At 69.3% G+C, this 21254-nt stretch carries 20 protein-coding genes; 18 read left to right on the top strand and 2 right to left on the bottom strand.

Features of this window, described 5'->3' with window-relative positions; genetic code table 11:
- The first annotated feature begins 5 nt into the window (after nt 1–5).
- From QTI45_RS12905 to QTI45_RS12820, 18 genes are all read left to right on the top strand, one after another.
- On the top strand, nt 6–1631 hold the full coding sequence (locus QTI45_RS12905; RefSeq protein ID WP_286654648.1) for an AMP-binding protein: 1626 nt from the start codon (nt 6–8) through the stop codon (nt 1629–1631).
- The gene (locus QTI45_RS12900) at nt 1628–2797 is read left to right on the top strand and encodes a thiolase family protein (protein ID WP_286654647.1); all 1170 of its coding nucleotides are present in this window, start codon (nt 1628–1630) and stop codon (nt 2795–2797) included. Before QTI45_RS12905 ends, QTI45_RS12900 begins: the two co-directional genes overlap by 4 nt.
- Nucleotides 2794–4044, top strand: coding sequence for an SDR family NAD(P)-dependent oxidoreductase (locus tag QTI45_RS12895; RefSeq protein ID WP_286654646.1), 1251 nt, complete (start codon nt 2794–2796; stop codon nt 4042–4044). Before QTI45_RS12900 ends, QTI45_RS12895 begins: the two co-directional genes overlap by 4 nt.
- An 18-nt stretch (nt 4045–4062) precedes the next feature.
- Complete coding sequence (locus tag QTI45_RS12890) at nt 4063–4875, top strand: cyclase family protein (protein ID WP_286368477.1); 813 nt, start codon at nt 4063–4065, stop codon at nt 4873–4875.
- Nucleotides 4872–5597, top strand: a complete 726-nt coding sequence (locus QTI45_RS12885; protein WP_286368478.1) for an SDR family NAD(P)-dependent oxidoreductase — start codon at nt 4872–4874, stop codon at nt 5595–5597. The genes QTI45_RS12890 and QTI45_RS12885 overlap by 4 nt, the downstream gene beginning before the upstream one ends.
- 144 nt (nt 5598–5741) lie before the next feature.
- Complete coding sequence (locus tag QTI45_RS12880; RefSeq protein ID WP_286654645.1) at nt 5742–6896, top strand: ABC transporter substrate-binding protein; 1155 nt, start codon at nt 5742–5744, stop codon at nt 6894–6896.
- Nucleotides 6897–7051: 155 nt separating this feature from the next.
- The gene (locus tag QTI45_RS12875; protein ID WP_286654644.1) at nt 7052–8194 is read left to right on the top strand and encodes an ABC transporter substrate-binding protein; all 1143 of its coding nucleotides are present in this window, start codon (nt 7052–7054) and stop codon (nt 8192–8194) included.
- Nucleotides 8195–9517 carry an aromatic ring-hydroxylating dioxygenase subunit alpha gene (locus QTI45_RS12870; protein ID WP_286654643.1) on the top strand — a complete coding sequence of 441 codons (1323 nt, stop codon included), beginning with the start codon at nt 8195–8197 and terminating at the stop codon, nt 9515–9517. It begins immediately after the preceding gene.
- Nucleotides 9514–9984, top strand: coding sequence for an aromatic-ring-hydroxylating dioxygenase subunit beta (locus tag QTI45_RS12865; protein ID WP_286654642.1), 471 nt, complete (start codon nt 9514–9516; stop codon nt 9982–9984). The genes QTI45_RS12870 and QTI45_RS12865 overlap by 4 nt, the downstream gene beginning before the upstream one ends.
- 40 nt (nt 9985–10024) lie before the next feature.
- The gene (locus QTI45_RS12860) at nt 10025–11182 is read left to right on the top strand and encodes an ABC transporter substrate-binding protein (RefSeq protein ID WP_286368483.1); all 1158 of its coding nucleotides are present in this window, start codon (nt 10025–10027) and stop codon (nt 11180–11182) included.
- A 130-nt stretch (nt 11183–11312) separates the two neighbouring features.
- Nucleotides 11313–12368, top strand: coding sequence for a branched-chain amino acid ABC transporter permease (locus QTI45_RS12855; RefSeq protein ID WP_286368484.1), 1056 nt, complete (start codon nt 11313–11315; stop codon nt 12366–12368).
- Nucleotides 12365–14149 carry a branched-chain amino acid ABC transporter ATP-binding protein/permease gene (locus tag QTI45_RS12850; protein ID WP_286654641.1) on the top strand — a complete coding sequence of 595 codons (1785 nt, stop codon included), beginning with the start codon at nt 12365–12367 and terminating at the stop codon, nt 14147–14149. The genes QTI45_RS12855 and QTI45_RS12850 overlap by 4 nt, the downstream gene beginning before the upstream one ends.
- Nucleotides 14146–14883 carry an ABC transporter ATP-binding protein gene (locus QTI45_RS12845; protein WP_286368486.1) on the top strand — a complete coding sequence of 246 codons (738 nt, stop codon included), beginning with the start codon at nt 14146–14148 and terminating at the stop codon, nt 14881–14883. The genes QTI45_RS12850 and QTI45_RS12845 overlap by 4 nt, the downstream gene beginning before the upstream one ends.
- Complete coding sequence (locus QTI45_RS12840) at nt 14873–16471, top strand: ATP-dependent acyl-CoA ligase (RefSeq protein WP_286654640.1); 1599 nt, start codon at nt 14873–14875, stop codon at nt 16469–16471. Before QTI45_RS12845 ends, QTI45_RS12840 begins: the two co-directional genes overlap by 11 nt.
- Before the next feature lie 4 nt (nt 16472–16475).
- The gene (locus QTI45_RS12835) at nt 16476–17225 is read left to right on the top strand and encodes an SDR family NAD(P)-dependent oxidoreductase (protein ID WP_286654639.1); all 750 of its coding nucleotides are present in this window, start codon (nt 16476–16478) and stop codon (nt 17223–17225) included.
- A gap of 57 nt (nt 17226–17282) precedes the next feature.
- Complete coding sequence (locus tag QTI45_RS12830; RefSeq protein ID WP_286654638.1) at nt 17283–18056, top strand: SDR family NAD(P)-dependent oxidoreductase; 774 nt, start codon at nt 17283–17285, stop codon at nt 18054–18056.
- Nucleotides 18053–18592 (top strand): MarR family winged helix-turn-helix transcriptional regulator, encoded by a 540-nt coding sequence (locus QTI45_RS12825; protein ID WP_286368490.1) that lies wholly within the window; start codon nt 18053–18055, stop codon nt 18590–18592. Before QTI45_RS12830 ends, QTI45_RS12825 begins: the two co-directional genes overlap by 4 nt.
- A complete protein-coding gene (locus QTI45_RS12820; protein WP_286654637.1) occupies nt 18589–19023 on the top strand; it encodes an acyl-CoA thioesterase in 435 nt (144 codons plus the stop codon). The genes QTI45_RS12825 and QTI45_RS12820 overlap by 4 nt, the downstream gene beginning before the upstream one ends.
- Before the next feature lie 10 nt (nt 19024–19033).
- On the opposite strand, the gene QTI45_RS12815 is transcribed toward QTI45_RS12820, so the two are convergent.
- Entirely contained in the window at nt 19034–20095 is a 1062-nt protein-coding gene (locus QTI45_RS12815) for a phenylacetaldoxime dehydratase family protein (RefSeq protein WP_286654636.1), read from the bottom strand.
- A gap of 25 nt (nt 20096–20120) precedes the next feature.
- The gene (locus QTI45_RS12810) at nt 20121–21170 is read right to left on the bottom strand and encodes a carbon-nitrogen hydrolase family protein (RefSeq protein WP_286654635.1); all 1050 of its coding nucleotides are present in this window, start codon (nt 21168–21170) and stop codon (nt 20121–20123) included.
- Nucleotides 21171–21254 lie beyond the last annotated feature (84 nt).

Genomic DNA, 21254 nt, shown 5'->3' with positions numbered 1-21254 from the left:
ACGCCATGCACGCCACCGTCCACGCTGTCTTCGCCGCCACGGCCCGCCGCACCCCGGAGGCCGAGTTCCTGTTCACCGAGTCGGTGACCGCAGCGGCCTACGGCATCCCGGCCGGCGCGATCCGCTGGGGCGAGGCCTCGGCAGCGGTCGAGCGCTTGCGCATTGCCTACGCCGCCGCGGGCTACGGCCACGGCCACCGCGTCGGGCTGCTGCTCGAAAACCGGCCTGCCTTCCTGCTTCACTGGTTGGCCCTCAATGCGCTGGGGGCCAGCGTGGTGCCGATCAATGCCGAGATGCGTTCGGCCGAACTGATCTACCTGATCGGCCACAGCGAGATCAGCCTCGCGGTCACGCTGCCCGAGCGGGCCGCCGACCTGCGCGCGGCAGCGGCCGAGGCGGGCATTGCCTTCGACACCATGGACGCCGAAGCGGTCGATGCGATCCCGCCGGCGCGAAGCGCGGCCCCGCATGCCGGCCGGCCGATCGGCGCCGACACCGAATGCGCTCTGCTCTACACCTCGGGCACCACAGGCCGGCCCAAGGGCTGCATCCTGTCCAACGCCTACTTCCTGTGCGCGGGCGACTGGTATGCGGCGCTCGACGGCGTCTGCGGCATCCGCCGCGATGCCGAGCGCGTGATCACGCCGCTGCCGCTCAACCACATGAATGCGATGGCGTTCTCGACCATGGTGGTGCTGGTCGCGGGCGGCTGCCTGGTGCAGCTCGATCGCTTCCATCCGAAGAGCTGGCTGCAGAGCGCGCGCGAGTCGGGGGCAACCATTGCGCACTACCTGGGCGTGATGCCCGCGATGCTCCTCTCCGCGCCGCCGTCGCCGTCCGATCGCGACCACGCGATCCGCTGGGGCTTCGGCGCCGGCGTCGACCGCAAGAACCATGGGCCTTTCGAGCAGCGCTTCGGTTTTCCGCTGGTCGAGGCCTGGGCCATGACCGAGACCGGCGCCGCCGCCTGCGTGATGGCGAACCGCGAGCCGCGCCTGGTCGGCACCAGCTGCTTCGGGCGGCAGACGAACTTCATGGAAGTGCGGCTGGTCGACGACGAAGGCCGCGACGTCGCAGCCGATGCGCCGGGCGAACTGTTGGTGCGTTCGGCCGGCGCGGATCCGCGGGCCCGCTTCTTCTCGGGCTACCTGAAGGACGAGCAAGCCACCGCCGAGGCCTGGACCGATGGCTGGTTCCACACCGGCGACCTGGTGCGCCGCGACGTCGAGGGCAATTTCTTCTTCGTCGACCGCAAGAAGAACGTCATCCGGCGCAGCGGCGAGAACATCTCCGCCGTCGAAGTCGAGAGCGTGCTGAACCAGCACCCGGCCGTGAAGACCTCCGCCGTGGCCGCCACGCCCGATGCGGTGCGGGGCGACGAAGTGCTGGCCTGCATCGTGCTGCGCGAGGACGCCGCTTCCGGGTCCGAACAACTGGCCGCCAGCATCGTCGACCATGCACTGGCCCAGCTGGCCTACTACAAGGCGCCGGGCTACGTCGCCTTCGTCGATGCGCTGCCGCTCACGGCCTCGCAAAAGATCCAGCGCGGGCAGCTGCGTGTACTGGCGCAGGCCCTGCCGGGGCAAGCGCATTGCATCGACACCCGGGCGATGAAAAAGAGGCAGTCATGACAAGGCGGATGTCCTACGACGGCGTGGCGGTCGCGGTGCCCGTCACCGTGCCCTACCAGCGCTACTCGACCCTCGGCGCTCACTGGTTCCTCGGCCAGGCCATGGAAGCGCTGGTCAAGGCCAGCGGCCTGAAGAAAGAGCAGATCGACGGCCTCTGCGTCAGCAGCTTCTCTTTGGCGCCCGACACCGCGGTCGGCGTGACCCAGCACTTGGGCCTGTCGCCGCGCTGGCTCGACCACATGCCGACCGGCGGCGCCTCGGGCGTGATGTGCCTGCGGCGTGCGGCGCGCGCGGTGCAGGCCGGCGACGCCGACGTGGTGGCCTGCGTCGCAGCCGACACGAACCATGTCGATTCCTTCCGCCAGACGCTGGGCAGCTTCAGCAACTTCGCGCGCGATGCCACCTATCCGTATGGCTCGGGCGGCCCGAACTCGATCTTCGCGATGATCACGTCGCACTACATGCGCACCTTCGGCGCCACGCGCGAGGACTTCGGCCGCATCTGCGTCGACCAGCGCAGCAATGCGCTCAAGAATCCGGACGCGATGTTCAAGAAGCCGCTGACGCTCGACGAATACATCGCGGCGCGGCCGATCTCCGATCCGATCCATTTGTTCGATTGCGTGATGCCCTGCGCCGGCGCCGAGGCCTTCCTGGTGATGAGCGAGGAGCGGGCGCGCGACCTGGGCCTGGCGCATGCGGTGATCCGCGGGGCGATCGAGCGCCACAACGCCTACTCGGAAGATCCGGTGATGGTGCGCGGCGGCTGGCGCCGCGACCGCGACGACCTCTATGCCCAGGCCGGCGTGCAGCCGGCCGACATCGACTTCATCCAGACCTACGACGACTACCCGGTGATCGTGATGATGCAGTTCGAGGACCTCGGCTTCTGCGAGAAGGGCGAGGGCTCGGCCTTCGTGCAGTCGCACACGATGACGCATGACGGCAGCTTTCCGAACAACACCAGCGGCGGGCAGTTGTCGGCGGGGCAGGCCGGTGCGGCGGGTGGCTTCCTTGGCATGACCGAATCGATCCGCCAACTGACCGACACGGCGGGGCCGCGCAGCGTGGCCGACGCGCAGTTGGGCCTCGTCGCCGGCTTCGGCATGGTGACCTACGACCGCTGCCTGTGCACCGGCGCGGTGATTCTGGGGAGACCTGCATGACCATGCCCTTGATGCGTCCCAAGCGCAAGAATCCGGTGCTGCGCACCCGGCAGATGAACCTGCCGCCGTGGGCCCGTGGCCGCGTGGCGCTGGGCATCACCGCGGCCGCGGCCGAGGGTCGCTTCGAGCTCCAGACCTGCGAGGACTGCGGCACCGTGCAGTACCCGCCGCGCGAGGCCTGCCACAAGTGCCTGTCGCCGCGCCTGCACTGGCAGGCGCAGGACGGCGAGGGCGCCTTGCTCAGCAGCACCACGCTGCACCACAGCAACGACCTGTTCTTTCGCGAGCGGCTGCCCTGGCGGCTGGGCCTGGTGCAGCTCGACGCCGGGCCGACCTTGATGGTCCACCTGCATGGCGAGGTCGGCGAGGCGCCGGCGCGCGTGCGCGTGGGCGCCCGGCTCGACCGCGCCGGACAGGCGGTATTGATTGGATTTCCGAACGAAGGGAGCGCCCACATGGCCGACGACAAGATGCTGAGGGAAATGACCAGCGATCCGAAGTTCCGCAAGGTGCTGGTCACCGACGGCAAGACCGAGGTCGGCCAGGCGATCGTGCGCGCCCTGGTCAAGGCCGGTGCCGACATCGTCTGGGTCGGCCACGCCGAGCCCTGGAAGAAGATGGGCGGCCTCGAGGACATCACGGCGCTGCCGCAGGTGACGCTGGTGCCGCTCGACCTCACCAACGGCCGCTCGGTGACCGAACTCGCGGGCGAGATCGGCGGCAAGGTCGACATCGTGATCAACAACGCCGAGGTTCACCGCAGCTTCGGCATCGGGTCGCGGCGCGGCACCGATGTCGCCAAGGCCGAGATGGACATCAACTACTTCGGCCTGCTGCGCCTGGCGCAGGAGTTCGGCCCGGCGCTCAAGGGCCGCTCGGCCGACGGCGCCACCGGCGCCACCGCCTGGGTCAACCTGCTGTCGATCTATGCGCTCAGCAACTTTCCGCCGCACGGCACCTTCAGCGCCTCGAAGGCGGCGGCCCATTCGCTGGCCCAGTGCCTGCGCGCCGAGATGCGTCCGGCCGGCATCCGCGTGATCAACGTGTTCCCGGGACCGATCGACGACGAGTGGAACCAGCACACCCCGCCTCCCAAGCTGGCCGGCAGCGCGCTGGCGAACGCCATCGTGAAGGCGTTGCGCGACGGTGTCGAGGACGTGTACCCCGGCGACGTGGCGCAGGAGTGGCTGGAGCGCTGGCGCGACAACCCGAAGATCCTGGAACGCGAACTCGCGGCCGGTGGCTAGAAGCAGGAGCAACACACGATGACGACGACAACCCAACTGATGTCCGCCGCCGAGATCCTCGGCGGGCTGGTGAGCGCGATGGCCAGCGGCCGCATCCGCGTGGTCGACCTTACGCAGACCCTGACACCCGAGTTCCCGCAGATCGCGCTGCCGCCCGAGATGGGCCAGTGCTGGCCCTTCCGCATCGAGGAGGTCTCGAAGTACGACGAGCGCGGGCCGGGCTGGTACTGGAACAACTTCTCGTGCGGCGAGCACACGGGCACCCACTTCGATGCGCCGATCCACTGGATCTCGGGCCGCGACCTGCCGAACAATTCGGTCGACACCATTCCGGTGCAGCACTTCGTCGCGCCGGCCTGCGTGATCGACTGCTCCGAACAGGTCAAGGGCGACGACGACTACCTGCTGAGCATCGCCGACATCGAGCGCTACGAGAGCCTGCACGGCCGCATTCCGAAGGGGGCATGGGCGCTGATGCGCACCGACTGGTCGAAGCGCCAGGACCCCGAGGCCTACCAGAACTTCGACGAGACCGGCCAGCACACGCCAGGCCCGAGCACCGAGGCGGTGCGCTTCCTGGTCGAGGAGCGCGACGTGATCGGCTTCGGCTCCGAAGCGATCGGCACCGATGCCGGCCAGGGCTACCACCTGCGCCCGCCGTACCCGTGCCACTACTACATGCACGGGGCCGGTCGCTATGGCCTGCAGTGCTTGAGCAACCTCGACCTGCTGCCGCCCGCCGGCGCGGTGCTGATCTGCCCGCCGCTCAAGATCGAGAAGGGCAGCGGCAGCCCGCTGCGCGTGCTGGCGCTGGTCGGAGCCTCGGCATGACGGCCCGGGTCGCGGCCGTCACGGGCGGCAGTGCCGGCATCGGCAAGGCGATCTGCGAAGACCTGCTGGCGCAGGGCTACGAGGTCGTGTCGCTGGCACGCCGCCGCGCCGAGATCGATCACCCGAAGCTGCACAGCATCGAGGTCGACCTGGCCGATCGCGCGGCCACCGCGCAGGCGGCGGCCGAACTGGTGCGAGGCTTCGAGGTGACGACCGTGGTGCACAACGCCGGCGTGATCCGGCCGGCGCTGATCTCCGACGTCAAGCTCGAGGACCTCGACGCGCTGGTCGACCTGCACCTGGGCTGCGCGATCCAGCTGGTGCAGGCGGCGCTGCCGGCAATGCGGGCGCAGCGCTTCGGCCGCGTGGTGCTGCTGTCGTCGCGCGCGGCGCTGGGCCTGCAGACCCGCACCAGCTATTCGGCCACCAAGGCCGGCATGCTGGGCATGGCGCGCACCTGGGCGCTCGAGCTCGCGCCCGAGGGCATCACGGTCAACGTGGTCGCGCCGGGACCGATCCGCACCGACATGTTCTACGACGTGGTCGAGGCAGGCAGCGCGAAGGAGCAGGCGCTCGCAGCATCGGTTCCCGTGCGGCGCCTCGGCGAATCCGCAGACGTGGCACGCGCCGTGCGTTTCTTTGCCGATCCCGCGAGCAGCTTCGTCACGGGGCAGGTGCTGTACGTGTGCGGCGGCACCAGCGTCGGCAGCCTCGCGCTCTGACGCAGTACACCCGAAACGCATGGTTCCTTCTCTTGTCATCGCGCCATCGCTTCATTAGGATTCTTGACACTTCAATATTTCATAAATCATGTTCTTGTTTGAAGTCCCCGGTTCCACGTCCGTCTCCAACCTGAGGAGGTTTGCATGAAAGTCTTGACCCGAATCTGCGCACTGGCGGGCCTTGCCGCCAGCTTCGGCGCCTTCCACGCCACGGCGCTCGCCGCCGATCTCAAGGTGGGGTTCATCACCTCGCTGTCGGGGCCGGTGTCCTCGCTGGGCATTCCCTACGACAAGGGCATGAAGGCCGCGCTGGCCTACAAGTCAGAGCTCAACGGCCGCAAGATCCAGTTCGTGCAGCTCGACGATGCGTCCGACCCGTCGACCGCCGCACGCAATGCGCGCAAGATGATCGACGAGGACAAGGTCGACGTCATCATCGGCACCGCCGGCTCGCCCGGCGCGCTGGCGATCGCCGCCGTGGCGCGCGAGACCAAGACGCCGCTGATCTCGATCGCCAACGCCAACCTGCCGGGCGAAGACGGTGCCTGGATGGTCACGCTGCCGCAGCCGGCGCCGCTGATGGTCAGCGCAGTGGTCGAGCGCATGAAGAAGTCGGGCGTCAAGACGGTCGGCTACATCGGCTTCTCCGATGCCTGGGGCGACCTGGTCTACGACGCGCTCAAGAAGAGCGCCGAGCCGGCCGGCCTGCAGGTGGTGTCGAACGAGCGCTATGCGCGCGCCGATTCATCGGTCACCGGCCAGGTGCTGAAGATCGTCGCGCTGAAGCCCGACGCCGTCATCACCGGCACCTCGGGCACGCCCGGCGCGCTGCCCTACCTGGCACTGGCCGAGCGCGGCTACAAGGGCCAGATCTACGGCATGCACGCCTTGATCAATCCCGACTTCGTGCGCGTGGGCGGCCCGTCGGTCGAAGGCCTGCTGGCACCGACCGGCCCGGTCATCGTGGCCGAGCAGCTGCCCGATTCGAACCCGATCCGCAAGGCTTCGATGGACTTCCGCGCGGCTTACCAGAAGGCCAACGGCGCGCCGCCGACCGATGCCTTCTCGGCCTACTCCTTCGACGCCTGGCTGCTGTTCCTCGACGCCGCCGCGCGCACCAAGGGCGAGCCCGGCACGCCCGCCTACCGTGCGGCGCTGCGCAATTCGATCGTCAGCACCAAGGAGCTGGTGGGCACGCACAGCGTCTACAACTTCAAGCCCGACGACCGCTACGGTTCGGACGAGCGCTCCCGCGTGATCGTGAAACTGGAAAAAGGCCAATGGAAGCTGGTTCCTTAGCTCGCCCCCAGGTTGGCTCACTTCGTGTAGCCGCCCACCCCCGACCGGGGGCAATACCAGCGGCCCGGCATAGCCGGTTCCGCGGTATTCCTGGAATGTCCCTTGCATCGGCTGCGTACTTCTTGATCGCATCACCCTTTCGGAATCCATTGAATATGCGCACTTTCATTCGGACCCTCGCTCTTGGAGCCGTAACCCTGGCGGCTTTGCAAGCCACGGCCGCGGACCTCAAGGTCGGCTTCATCAGTTCGCTCTCGGGCCCGGTCTCGGCGCTCGGCATTCCCTACGAGAAGGGCATCCGCGCCGCGATCGCCGAACACCCGGTGCTGGCGGGCCACAAGGTCGAGCTGATCGTGCTCGACGACGCCTCCGACCCGACCACCGCCGGGCGCAATGCGCGCAAGCTGGTGGTCGAGGACAAGGTCGACGTGCTGATCGGCACCTCGGGCGTGCCCGGCGCAATGGCGATCGCGGCGGTGGCGCGCGAGCTCAACACGCCGTTGATCTCGCCCACGCCGGTCACCATCCCCGGCGCCGAAGGCGCCTGGACCGTGACGGTGTCGCAGCCCTTCCCGCTGATGGTCGCGGCGGTGGTCGATCGCATGAAGAAGTCGGGCGTCAAGACCGTGGCCTTCATCGGCTTCTCGGATGCGCTGGGCGATCTCGCCTACGACTCGCTCATGAAGAGCGCCGACGCCGCCGGCATCAAGGTGGTCGCCAACGAGCGCTATGCACGCAGCGACTCGTCGGTGGCGGGCCAGGTGCTCAAGATCCTCTCGGCCAAACCCGATGCAGTGTTCGCCGGCAACTCGGGCACGCCGGGTGCATTGCCGTACCTGGCGCTGGCCGATCGCGGCTACAAGGGCCAGATCTACGGCACGCACGGCCTGATCAACGCCGACTTCGTGCGCGTCGGCGGCGCCTCGATCGAAGGCCTGCAGGTGCCCAGCGGCCCGGTGCTGGTGGCCGACCAGCTGCCCGACACCAATCCGATCAAGAAGGTCTCGATGGCCTTCCGCAACGCCTACCAGAAGGCCAACGGCGCGGCGCCGAACGACGCTTTCTCGTCCTACACCTACGACGCCTACCTGCTGCTGGCCGACGCGGCGTCGCGCACCAAGGGCGAGCCCGGCACGCCGGCCTACCGCAGCGCGCTGCGCGACGCGATCGTCAGCACCAAGGAGCTGACCGGCACCCACGGCATCTACAACTTCAAACCCGACAACCGCTACGGCTCCGACCAGCGCGCGGTGGTGATCGTGCGCAGCGAAAAGGGCCAGTGGAAGCTGGTTCCGTAGATGACCTACCGCGACCGGCCCGAAGCGATCGCCGCGCTCGTCCAGGACGATCGCGTGCACCGCGACCTGTACCTGAGCGATGAGCTTTTCGCGCTCGAGCAAGAGCGGTTCTTTGCCCGCACCTGGCTCTACGCGGGCCATGCGAGCCAGGTGCCGAACAGCGGCGACTTCTGGTCGCTGGAGCTGGCCGGCCGGCCGGTGATGATGGTGCGGCAGGCCGACGGCGCGGTGCGCGTGTTCTACAACCGCTGCGCCCACAAGGGCAGCCGGCTGGTCACCGACGAATGCGGCAACACCGGCAAGTTCTTCCGCTGCCCCTACCACGCCTGGACCTACAAGCTCGATGGCGCACCGCTCGCGATTCCGCTCAAGGCCGGCTATGAAGGCACGCGGCTGAGGGAATGCGAGTCGGGCCAGGGCCTGACCGAGTTGAAGCACACGGCCGTGTACCGCGACTTCGTGTTCGTGCGGCTGTCCGACGAGGGGCCGGGCTTCGAGGAATTCTTCGGCGAGGTTCTGCAAGCCATCGACAACATGGTCGACCGCTCGCCCGAGGGCCGGCTCACCGTCGGCGGCGGCGTGCTGCGCAACATCATCCATTGCAACTGGAAGATGTACCTCGAGAACATCAACGACACGGTGCATCCGATGTCGACCCATGAATCAGCCACGCAGGCGGCCGATGCCCTGTGGCAGGGCCGCGCGGCCGATGCACCCAAGCCGATGGCGATGGAGCAGATCCTGCCATTCGGCTCCGGCTACGACTTCTTCGACCGGATGGGCGGCCGCGTGTTCGCCAACGGCCACAGCGTGCTGGGCGTCAATTTCAGCATCCACTCGAACTACGCGCAGCTGCCGGACTACGAGGAAGCGATGCGCCATGCGCACGGCGAGGAGCGGGCCATCGAGATCCTGCAGCGCTCGCCGCAGAACTCGGTGTTCTTCCCCAGCCTGTCGGTCAAGGGCTCGCCGCAGGCGATCCGCGTGATCCGGCCGCTGGCGGCCAACCTGACGATGATCGAAGCCTGGAGCTTCCGCGCCGCCGGCGCGCCCGACCTGCTGTTCGAGCGCGCGATGAGCTACAACCGGCTGGTCTTCTCGCCGATGTCGGTGGTGGCGCACGACGACGTCCACCTGTTCGAGAGCATGCAGCAGGGCCTGCGCGCCGAGGGCAACGAGTGGATCAGCCTGCACCGCAACTTCGATCCCGCCGAACTGCAGCAATCGACGATCACCACCAACGGCACCAACGAGCTGTTGATGCGCAACCAGTTCCGCGCCTGGGCGAAGTACATGGCGCCCGCCATGGAGGCGCAGGCGTGATGGCGCCCGAAGACTTCGTCGCCGCCGAAGCCGCCTTGCTCGATGCCGGCCGCTTCGACGACTGGCTGGCGCTGTTCGCCGAGGACGGCCACTACTGGGTGCCGCTGCAGGGCGCGGCCCAGGCCGACCCCGTCTCCCACAACTCGATCGCCTACGAAGACCGGCTGCTGCTGCAGCTGCGCATCGAGCGCCTCAAGAACCCGCGTGCGCACTCGCAGCATCCGGCGAGCCATTCGCAGCATGTGCTGCAGCGCTCGCGCATCGAGCGCGAGGACGACGGCAGCGGCGAGGTCCTGCTGCACACCCCTTTCCTCTATGTCGAGTCGCGCGGCGAACAGCAGCTGCTGCTGGCCGGCAGCTATCGCCATCGGCTGGTGCGCACGGAGGCCGGCTGGGCGATCCAGCAGAAGCGCGTCGATCTTCTCAATGCCGGGCGTGCGCTGCCGGCGATCCAGTTGTTCATCTGAGCGATCCGCTCGTCCATTTCACCCACCAGGAGCCCACGACATGAAGAGCTTGATGCAGACCTTGACCCGCAGCGCACTGGCAGCCGCGCTGGGCGTCGGCCTCACGGCAGCGGCGTTCGCGGCCGACCTCAAGGTCGGCCTCAGCGTTTCGCTCTCCGGCCCCAACTCCTCGCTCGGCGTTCCCTACGCCAAGGGCATGCAGGCCGCACTGGCCTACAAGCCAGAGGTCAACGGCCGCAAGATCCAGCTGATCGTGCTCGACGACGGCTCCGACCCGACCACCGCCGGGCGCAATGCGCGCAAGCTGGTCGAGGAAGACAAGGTCGACGTGCTGATGGGCACCTCGGGCGTGCCGGCCGCGATCGCGATGGCGCAGGTGGGGCGCGATGCGAAGGTGCCGATGATCGGCCTGACGCCGATCCAGCTCGATGCGGCCGAGAACCCCTGGGTCTTCACGGTCGCGCAGCCGACCCAGCTGATGATCGACGCGGTGGTCCAGCGCATGAAGAAGGACGGCGTCAAGTCGGTCGGCTACATCGGCTTCTCCGACGCCTGGGGCGACCTGGTCTACAACGCGCTCATGAAGTCGGCCCCCGAGGCCGGCATCAAGGTGCTGGGCAACGAGCGCTATGCGCGCGCCGACGCCTCGGTCACGGGGCAGGTGCTGAAGCTGGTCGCGATGAAGCCCGATGCGGTCATGACCGGCGGCGCCGGCACGCCGGGCGCGCTGCCCTTCCTGGCGCTGGCCGAGCGCGGCTTCAAGGGACCCGTGTACGGCCAGCACGGCCTGATCAACCCCGACTTCGTGCGGGTCGTCGGCGCCTCCGGACAGAACGCGCTGATGCCCACCGGCCCGGTGATCGTCGCCGAGCAGCTGCCCGAGGGCTACCCGACCAAGAAGATCGCCATGGACTTCCGCGCCGCCTTCCAGAAGGTCAACAACGCGCCGACCAGCGATGCCTTCTCGGCCTACTCCTTCGACGGCTGGCTGGTCTTCACCGATGCCGCGGCGCGCGCGAAGGGCGAGCCCGGCACGCCCGAGTTCCGCCTGTCGCTGCGCGACGCGATCGCCAGCACCAAGGAAGTGGTGGGCACGCATGGCGTCTACAACTTCAAGCCGGGGAACCTGTATGGCGTCGACGAGCGCGCGCGCGTGATCGTCAAGCTCGACAACGGACAGTGGAAATTGGCGCCATGAGAAAGGCTGAGAGTGGTGCGGACATAGGCCGGCGCCGGGCCGCCCCAAGGCGGCCTGCGGCCCCCTCGGGGGGCAGCGACCCACACGCAGTGGGGGAGCGTGGGGGCAACATTTTTCGAAGGGCATTTCAATGACATGGGACGTGGCGCTCATCCTGGGCATCGACGGGCTCGCCAATGGCGCGGTCTATCTGCTCGCCGGGCTTGGGCTGGTGCTGATCTTTTCGGTCACGCGGGTGGTCTTCGTGCCCTTCGGCGACATCGCGGCCTTTGCGGCGCTGACGCTGGCGGCCTTCGAGACCGGCCGCCTGCCGCCGACGATCGGACTGGTGATGGTGCTGGCCGCGCTGGCGACGCTGACCGAGGTCGGCAGCCTGCTGCGGCGCGGCGAGGGCCGCAAGATCCCCAAGGCGATCCTCGCCTGGGGCGTGCTGCCGCTCCTGCCCTGCCTGCTGGCCTGGGCGACCTCGCGGCCCGGCATTCCGTCGGCCGTGCAGATCGCGGTCACGGTGCTGCTGGTGGTGCCGATCGCACCGCTGCTGGCGCGCGTGGTGTTCCAGCCGATCGCCGACGCCTCGGTGCTGGTGCTGCTGATCGTCTCGCTGGCGCTGCACTTCCTGCTGTCGGGCCTGGGCCTGCTGTTCTTCGGACCTGAAGGCTCGCGCACGCAGCCGCTCGCCAGCGGCAGCATCGCGCTCGGCGACGGCTTCTCGGTCAGCGGCCAGGTGGTGCTGATGGTCGGCGCGGCGATCGTGCTGAGCGGCCTGTTCTTCCTGGTGTTCGAGCGCACCGTGGCGGGCAAGGCCTTGCGCGCCACCGCGGTCAACCGCGTCGGCGCGCGCCTGGTCGGTATCCGGCCGGCGCGCACCGCCTTGCTGGCCTACGGCAGCGCATCGCTGCTGGCCGGCCTGATCGGGGTGCTGATCGCACCCGTCACCACCATGTACTACGACTCCGGCTTCATCATCGGCCTCAAGGCCTTCGTGGCCGCGATCATCGGCGGCCTCGTGAGCTACCCGATGACCGCGATCGGTGCGCTCGCGGTCGGCGTGGTCGAGAGCTTCGCCTCGTTCTGGAGCGGTGCGCTCAAGGACGTGATCGTGTTCAGCCTGCTGATCCCGGTGCTCATGCTGAGGTCCTTCCTCAGCGTGCATTCGGAAGAGGAAGAAGACGAGGTGGACCAATGAGCCTCCTTCGCACCCGCAACTTCTGGATCGGCCTGGTGATCCTCGCATTGGCGATCGCGCCGATGCTGGCCGGCAACTTCACGGTCTCGCTGCTCAACGACATCGGCATCGGCGCGCTGGTCGCGCTGGGCCTGGTGCTGCTGACCGGCATCGGCGGCGCCACCTCCTTCGGGCAGGCGGCCTTCGTCGGCATCGCGGCCTACGCGACCGCCTGGCTCACCACCACGCAGGGCATGTCGCCGTGGATCGGCCTCTTGTTCGCGCTGCTTCTGACCGGTATTTCCGCGCTGGCCATCGGCATGCTGACCCTGCGCCTGGGCGGGCACTTCCTGCCGCTCAGCACGATCGCCTGGGGGCTGTCGATCGCGATGCTGTTCGGCAACGTCGATGCGCTCGGACGCCACACCGGTTTGTCGAACATTCCGCCGCTGCGCATCGGCGGCTGGTCGCTGGCCGATCCACGCGCGATCTACTACCTGATCTGGGCGCTGGTCGGGCTGGCCTTCCTGTTCAGCCACAACCTGCTGCAGTCGCGGCCGGGGCGAGCGATCCGCAGCCTGCGCGGCGGTGCCACGCTGCTGGCCAGCGTCGGCGCCGACGCCTACCGCGTGCGGCTCACGCTGTTCGTCACGGCGGCGCTGTTCGCGGGCCTGGCGGGCTGGCTCTATGCGCACATGAACCGCTTCGTGAGCCCTTCGCCTTTCGACGTCCGCGCCAGCATCGAGTACCTGCTGATGGCGGTGGCCGGCGGGCTCGGGCAGCTGGCCGGCGCGCTGGTCGGCGCGGCCCTGGTGCTGGTGCTCAAGAACGGCCTGCAGGACGTGCTGCCGATGCTGACGCAGCGCGCCGGCCAGCTCGAGGCGGTGGCCTTCGCGACCCTGTTCATCCTGCTGCTGCACTTCGCGCGCGGCGGCCTGATGGGCTTCGTGCGGCGCTGGACCGGCGGCCGCTTCGCCGCGGCGCCATCGCGCGAGCCCGCGGCGCCGGTCGAGCCGCTGGCGCATCGCAGCCTGCCCGACCGCGGCTCGCCGATCCTCTCGGTGACCGGCGCGGTCAAGCGCTTCGGCGGGCTGGTGGCGGTGAACGACGTCAGCTTCGATGTCAAGGCGGGCGAGATCGTCGGCCTGATCGGCCCCAACGGCGCCGGCAAGTCGACCATGTTCAACCTGCTGACCTGCACGTTGCCGATGACCGCGGGCCAGGTGCGCTTCCTGGGCCAGGACATCGCCGGACTGCCGCAGCGCAAGGTGGCACAGCTCGGGCTGGCGCGCACCTTCCAGCACGTGAAGCTGCGCCCGCACATGAGCCTGCTGGACAACGTCGCGCTCGGCGCCCATTCGCGCACCCGCTCGGGCGTGCTGAAGGCCGGCCTGCGGCTCGACCGCACCGAGGAGCGGCAGATCCTGCAGGAGGCGCAGCGCCAGCTCGAGCGCATCGGCCTCGGCGACCGGGCGCACGAGCTCGCCGGCAGCCTGCCGCTGGGCACCCAGCGCATCCTCGAGATCGCGCGAGCGCTGGCCGCCGACCCGGTGCTGCTGGTGCTCGACGAGCCCGCGGCCGGCCTGCGCCGCAAGGAGAAGATGGCGCTCGGTGAACTGCTGCGCAAGCTGCGCGACGATGGCGTGACGATCCTGATCGTCGAACATGACATGGACTTCGTGATGAAACTGGTGGACCGGCTGGTGGTGATGAACTTCGGCTCCAAGCTGGTCGAGGGCGTGCCCTCGGCGGTGCGCGCCGATGAGCGGGTGCAGGCTGCGTACCTCGGGAGCGTGGCATGAGCGGAACGGCGATGCTCGAAATCGGCGACCTGCACGTGTCCTACGGCCAGGTCGACGCGGTGCGCGGCGTCTCGCTGAGTCTGGAACACGGCCAGATCATCTCGGTGATCGGCCCCAACGGCGCCGGCAAGACCACGCTGCTGGCGGCGGCCATGGGCCTGCTGCCGAGCAAGGGCCTTCTGAAGTTCGAGGGCGAGGACCTGCACGGTCTCGACGTCGAGGCGCGCGTCGAACGCGGCCTGTGCCTGGTGCCCGAAAAGCGCGAGCTGTTCGGCGAGCTCACCGTGCTCGACAACCTGCAGCTCGGCGCCTTCTCCAAGCGGCTCGGGAGCGCCGCGCTCAAGCGCCAGCTGCAGCAGGTCTACGAGCGCTTTCCCCGGCTGGCCGAACGGCGAGCCCAGCGTGCCGACACGCTCTCGGGCGGCGAGCGCCAGATGCTCGCGGTCGGCCGGGCGCTGATGTCGGCGCCGCGCCTGCTGATGCTCGACGAGCCCAGCCTGGGCCTGGCGCCGCTGATCGTGCGCGACATCCTGCTGATCGTGCGCAAGCTGCGCGAGGACGGCGTCTCGATCCTGCTGGTGGAGCAGAACGCGCGCGCCGCGCTCGAGAGCTCCGACCACGGCTATGTGCTGGAGACCGGCGAGATCGCGCTGTCGGGTCCGTCGGAACAGCTCGAGAGCGACCCGCGCGTCCAGGCCACCTACCTCGGCGGAGGCACGCACGATGACGAATGAGCCGCGCCGGCTGCCCGCCGCGCAACGCACCCTGCCGGCGATGCTGCAGCGGCAGTCGGCGCAGTTCGCGCAGCGTCCGCTGCTGAAGGTCGCGGGCCGGAGCTGGTCGCATGCCGATGCCGCCGAAGCCGCGGCGCGGCAAGCCTCGGCGCTGGCGCAATCCGGCGTGGCGCGCGGCGACCGCGTCGCGCTCATGAGCGGCAACTGCATCGAGTTCCTCGAAGTGTTCCTCGGCGCCGGCTGGCTCGGCGCCGTCACGGTGCCGGTCAACACGGCCTCGATGGGCCCCCAGGTCGAGTACTTCCTTTCCAACAGCGAGGCGAAGCTGCTGGTGATCGAGGCCGAACTGCTGGAGCGCCTGCGGACCGCGGACCTGGCGCGCACCGCCTTGCGGGAGATCTGGGTCATCGGTGAAGCGAAGAGCCCGTGGCAGCCGCCCGCCGGCATCCGGCTTGTGCCGTACCGCCAAGGCACCGGGCCGATCGCGCCGGCCGCGGTGCAGCCCGGCGATCCGCTGGCGATCCTCTACACCTCGGGCACCACCGGCCCGGCCAAGGGCGTGGTCTGCCCGCATGCCCAGTATTTCTGGTGGGGCGTGAACAGCGCCGAGGTGCTCGGCGTCGGCGCCGACGACGTGCTGTGCACCACCTTGCCGCTGTTCCACATCAACGCCCTCAACACCTTCTCGCAGGCCGCGCTCACGGGCGCCGAGGTGGTGTTCGAGTCGCGCTTCTCGGCCTCGGGCTTCTGGCCTTCGATGCGGGCCAGCGGCGCCACCGTGGTCTACCTGCTCGGCGCCATGGTGCCGATCCTGCTGGCCCAGCCCGAAGGGCCGGGCGAGCGCGAGCACCGCGTGCGCACCGGGCTCGGGCCCGGCGTGCCGGCGGCGGCCGGGCAGGCCTTCCTCGCGCGCACTGGTGTGCGGCTGCTCGAAGGCTATGGCTCGACCGAGACCAATTTCGCGATCGCCACCGCCCCCGATTCACCGCGCGGAGGGGTCATGGGCTGGCTGCGGCCGGGCTTCCAGGCCCGGGTCGCCGATGCCGACGATGCCGAGCTGCCAGCGGGCGAGGCCGGCGAGCTGCTGCTGCGCGCCGAGGAGCCCTACGCCTTCGCGAGCGGCTACTTCAACATGCCGGAGAAGACGGTCGAGGCCTGGCGCAACCTGTGGTTCCATACCGGCGACCGCGTGCTGCGCGAGCCAGACGGCGCCTTCCGCTTCGTCGATCGCATCAAGGATGCGATCCGCCGCCGCGGCGAGAACATCTCCTCCTTCGAGGTCGAGCAGGTGCTGCTGAGCCATCCGGCGGTCGCCGCCTGCGCGGTCTATCCGGTGGGCTCCGAACTGGCCGAGGACGAGGTGATGGCCGCTCTGGTGGCGCGAGACGGCCGCGTGATCGAGCCGGCCGAGCTCATGCGCTTCTGCGAGTCGCGCCTGCCGTACTTCGCGGTGCCGCGCTATGTCGACCTGCTCGACGACCTGCCGCGCACCGAGAACGGCAAGGTGCAGAAGTACAAGCTGCGCGAGCGCGGCGTGTCGGCCGCCACCTGGGACCGCGGGCCGGGCGCCCCACGCGCCAAGGGCTGAAGCGATGCTCTCCCTCGATGGGCAAGCGGCGTTCGTCACGGGTGCGGGGCAGGGCCTGGGCGCCGCGATCGCGCAAGGGCTGGCGCAGGCGGGCGCCGGCGTGATGCTGACCGATGTCGACGCTGCGGCCGCCGAGGCGGTGGCGGCGGGCCTTCGCGACGCCGGCCACCGCTGCATCGCGATGGCGCTTGATGTCCGCGACGAGTCCGCGTTCGAACGCAGCTTCGAGGCCGCCGTGCAGCACTTCGGCGCCGTCGACCTGATGGTCAACAACGCCGCGCTGACGCCCTCGACCTCGCTCTGGGACATCACGGCCGGCGAATGGGACGAGGTGATGGCAGTGAACCTGCGCGGCAGCTTCTTCGGCTGCCGCATCGCCGGACGTCACATGCGCGAGCGCGGTGCGGGCCGCATCGTCAACCTGGCCTCGATCGCGGGCCAGCAGGCCAGCGCGGCGACCGGCGCCCACTACGCGGCCTCGAAGGCCGGGCTGATCGCACTGACCCGCTCGTTCGCGCAGGCCCTGGCGGCCGATGGCGTCACGGTCAATGCGCTGGCGCCGGCGGCGATCCGCAGCCCCCTGCTCGACGCCATGGCGCCGGAGCGGCAACAGGCGCTGCTGCGCGGCATCCCGCTCGGCCGCTTCGGCGAGGCGCAGGAAGTGGCGGCCGCCGTGGTCTACCTGGCCTCGGCGGCCGGGGCCTTCGTCACGGGCACGACGCTCGATCTCAATGGCGGCCGCTTGATGCGCTGAGCCCCCAGAAAAAGCACCCGTGGTTAAAATGTTTAGTTGTCAACGGTTTTGCTAGCCATGAAAAATTCACTGAATGGGCGCCACGCGGTCGTGACCGGCGCGGCCCGTGGAATCGGCGCCGAGATCGCGCGCACCCTGGCGGCCGAGGGCGCCCGGGTCACCTTGCTCGGCCGCGACAGCGCTGCGCTGGAGCGCGTGCGCAGCGAACTCGCAGGCAGCGGCCACGGCGTGGCCGCGGTCGATGTCGCCGACGCCGACTCGGTGCGCGCGGCCTTCGAAGCCTTGCGCGCGGCGTCGGGTCCGGTCGAGATCCTGGTCAACAACGCCGGCCAGGCCGAGAGCGCGCCTTTCCTGAAGACCTCGGTCGAGCTGTGGCAGCGCATGCTCGGCGTCAACCTCACGGGGAGCTTCCTCTGCGCGCAGGCGGCGCTGCCCGACATGCTCGATGCCGGCTGGGGCCGCATCGTCAACATCGCCAGCACCGCGGGCCAGAAGGGCTATGCCTACGTCGCGGCCTACACCGCGGCCAAGCATGGCGTGATCGGGCTCACGCGCTCGCTGGCGCTCGAGGTGGCGCGCAAGGGCATCACGGTCAACGCGGTCTGCCCGGGCTACACCGACACCGACATCCTGCGCAACAGCGTCGCCAACGTGGTCGGCAAGACCGGCCGCAGCGAAGCCGATGCGCTGGCCGAGTTCGCGGTCGTCAATCCGCAGCGCCGCATCGTGCAGCCGGCCGAGGTGGCCGATGCGGTGCGCTGGCTCTGCGGCGAGGCAGCGGCCTCGGTCACCGGCCAGTCGATCTCGGTGTCGGGGGGAGAAGTCACATGATCGACAGCACCAACGACCCGTCGCACGCGGCGCTCAGCGACGCCGAGGAACTGGGCCACGAGGCCCGCGCCGGCAACGACGACCACGCCGTGCTCAAACTCTGGCTGCGCATGCTGGCCAGCACGACGCAGATCGAGGCCGAGATCCGCAAGCGGCTGCGCGAGCGCTTCGACATCACGCTGGCGCGCTTCGACTACATGGCGCAGCTCTACCGCTACAAGGACGGGCTCAAGATGCGCGTGCTGTCGCGCTACCTGATGGTCACCGGCGGCAACGTGACCGGGCTCACCGACGAGCTCGAGCGCGAGGGCGTGGTCTCGCGCACCGCCAGCCCCGACGACCGCCGGGCCTGGATCGTGAGCCTCACGCCCAAGGGCCGGCGCAGCTTCGAGGCCATGGCCAGCGAGCACGAGCAATGGATCCTCGAGATGTTCTCGGGCCTCGACATGAAGACCGTGAAGCAGCTGCACAGCCAGCTGGGCCAGCTGCGCGTGCACGTGATGCGCAACGAGGCCGGCGGCGAGGAGCCGGCGTGAGCGATGCCGGCGCCGCCGCGTTCCGCCGTGAACGGCTGATCCGCTTCTCCGACTGCGACCCGGCGGGCATCGTCTTCTATCCGCAGTACTTCGTGATGTTCAACGGCCTGGTCGAAGACTGGGTCAACGCGATGGGCGTGGGCTACCAGCGGCTGATCGTCGAGCAGCGCATCGGCCTGCCGACCGTGCGGGTCGAGGCCGATTTCCGCGCCGTGAGCCGCTTCGGCGACAGCGTAACGCTGGAGCTCGTGGTCGAGCGCCTCGGCACGCGCTCGCTGACCCTGGCGCTGCAATGCGTGGGCGCCGACCGCGAACTGCGCATGCAGATGCGCCAGGTGCTGGTGACGACCTCGCTCGAGACGCATCGCGCGCTCGAGATCCCCGCGGCGCTGCGCGATGCGATCCTGCGCGGCGTGCCCGACCGGGGCTGATGGCTCTCGCTCAGGCCGCCAGGCCGTTCATGAGCCCGGTGCGCGGGTGGCAGTTGATGTACTCGTAGCTCTGCTCGTCCGCCTTCAGCACCGAGACCTCGTGGTACACGCGCAGCTGCAGCTCGAAGTTGAGCTCCTGCACATAGCGCATGAAGCTGCCGAAGATCGCCACGTGCGTGGGATGCGACTCGGCCCAGCGTTCCATGTCGGCCAGCGAGCGCCAGAAGCTCAGGCCGAAGGACTTCTGCAGCGGCGCGCCCCTGGCGTCGAGGTGGTGCATGTAGCGGTTGCTGTAGCAGCCGATCGCGAGGCCCTGGTCGCGCAGGAAGTCCATGCCCTCGCGCAAGGTCGGCTCCATGTCCTCGAGGTAGAGGGTGCGCTCCTTCCCGGTGGTGTCGGTCCATTCCTGGCCCGAGCGGATCATCGCCACGTTGGGGTGGCCGGCGATGCGCACGCGCTGGCCCGGCACGGGCGTGGCCGGGATGGCACTGCGGCTTCCCGATGCCACCATCGCATCGGTCTGCGACAACGGGATCCGGTCGCGCATCGAACCCCAGTAGCCATGCTCCCGGATCTCGCCGCTGACCCCGCCGCCCATCACGACACCCACCCCTTCGAAGCGGTCGGGCGTGCTGAACATGGTCTCGTAGTGCTCGGCCCGCGGCGAGGCGATTTCGCGGAAGTAGCCCAGCCCGTCGTCGAGCCGCGCCGGCGAGCGCCACCAGTCGTCGATCTCGGGCGTCGCGCACCAGCGTGCGAAGGCGGCCGGGTCGTTCCAGTAGGCGATCGCGATCATGTTGTCGCAGCCCTCGGCGTCGACGAAATGCGCCAGGTCGTGGTGACCCGGCCCGTCGGCGAGGCCGAAGCCGCGCGCGATCTTCATCAGGGCGGCGCAGGCGCGGCCCTGCAGTTCGGGCCCGCGCGACTGCACGCCGAAGTAGCCCATCACCACCTGGCCGACGCCGGCGGCTGCGCGGGCCGACCAGACGGGGTAGGGCGGCGTGTAGTCGTCCTCCACCCGGCGGTGCCGGGTGCGCGGACATTTCAGGTGTTCGGCAATGGCGGATTCCATGGCGCTTCCCCTGTGAGGCGGCGGCTCAGGCCACGACCGGCTGGCGGGCGGCGGCCGCAGCCGCTTCGACCGGCGTGGACACCGGCTCGGCGACCGCCTTCTCGGGCTCGGCCGGGCCCTGCAGTACCACCGGCTCGCGCCGCTTCCTGTTGAACAGCAGCTGCGTCACGTCGGGCCGCGAATAGTGGCCGGCCGGGTCGCCCGCGGCCTTGGCCAGCGAGATCATCCCGAGGTCGATGTCGGCCACCACCAGCCCTTCCTCGTCTTCGGCCAGGTTCTTGCCGAGCGGCGATCCGTCGGGACCGTAGATGCGCGCGAAGCCGCCGCCGACCAGCAGCATCTGCTGCTTACCGGGGTCGGTGCACAGCAGTTCGTGCATCGCCTTCGAGACCGTGGCGCAGGGCGCGACCACGAAGCACTGGCCCTCGGCTGCGTACACCTGGCTGGCGGCGTTGTTGACTTCGGCGCCGAGCGCGTAGGCGCCGCCGCGGTAGAGCGAGAAGCTGGGCCAGGCGCCGCAGTGGATCTGCTCGTTCTGCGAGTACATGGCGTACTTGCTGAGCGGCTGCAGGTGCTCCCAGCAGGACAGCGAGCCGATGTTGCCGATAGCCGTCTCGACCACGGCGAGGTCCGAGCCGTCGCCTTCGCCGAAGACGGTGCGCTCGACGTGCGTCGGCTTCAGCTTGCGGCGGGTCTGCAGCGTGTTGCCCTGGTCGTCGATCAGGGCCTGCGCGATGTAGAGGCTGCCGGCGGCCTTCTCGCTGTAGCCGAGCGAGACCCAGATGCGGTGCTTGCGCGCGGCCTCGCGGATGCGGTCGAACTCGGGCGAGCCGACGACCAGGGCGTTGTCGTGGTAGCGCTGCACGAACTGCATGCCCCAGGCCGGCGAATCGAGCCAGATCCACCACGGGTAGCCGGGCACCCAGGTCTCGGGAAAGGCGATCAGCTGCACGCCCTGGCTGGCTGCCTTCGCCATCAGGTCGATGGTCTTGTCGATGGTGCCGTCGAGGTCGAGGAAGACGGGCGCGGCCTGCACCGCGGCGACGCGCAGGCGGGGATGGGTGGTGCTGGACATGGCGTTTCTCCAAAGGGGTGGAAGGGGCCCGCGGCATCCGGGTTAGCGCGGTGGCACACGGGTTGCTTGAAGCGTAAGTTCGCC

The organism is Variovorax saccharolyticus (assembly GCF_030316765.1).
Taxonomy (GTDB): Bacteria; Pseudomonadota; Gammaproteobacteria; order Burkholderiales; family Burkholderiaceae_C; genus Variovorax; species Variovorax saccharolyticus.
Note: the sequence above shows the minus strand (reverse complement) of the source record. Positions and strands in the feature narration are given on the sequence as shown.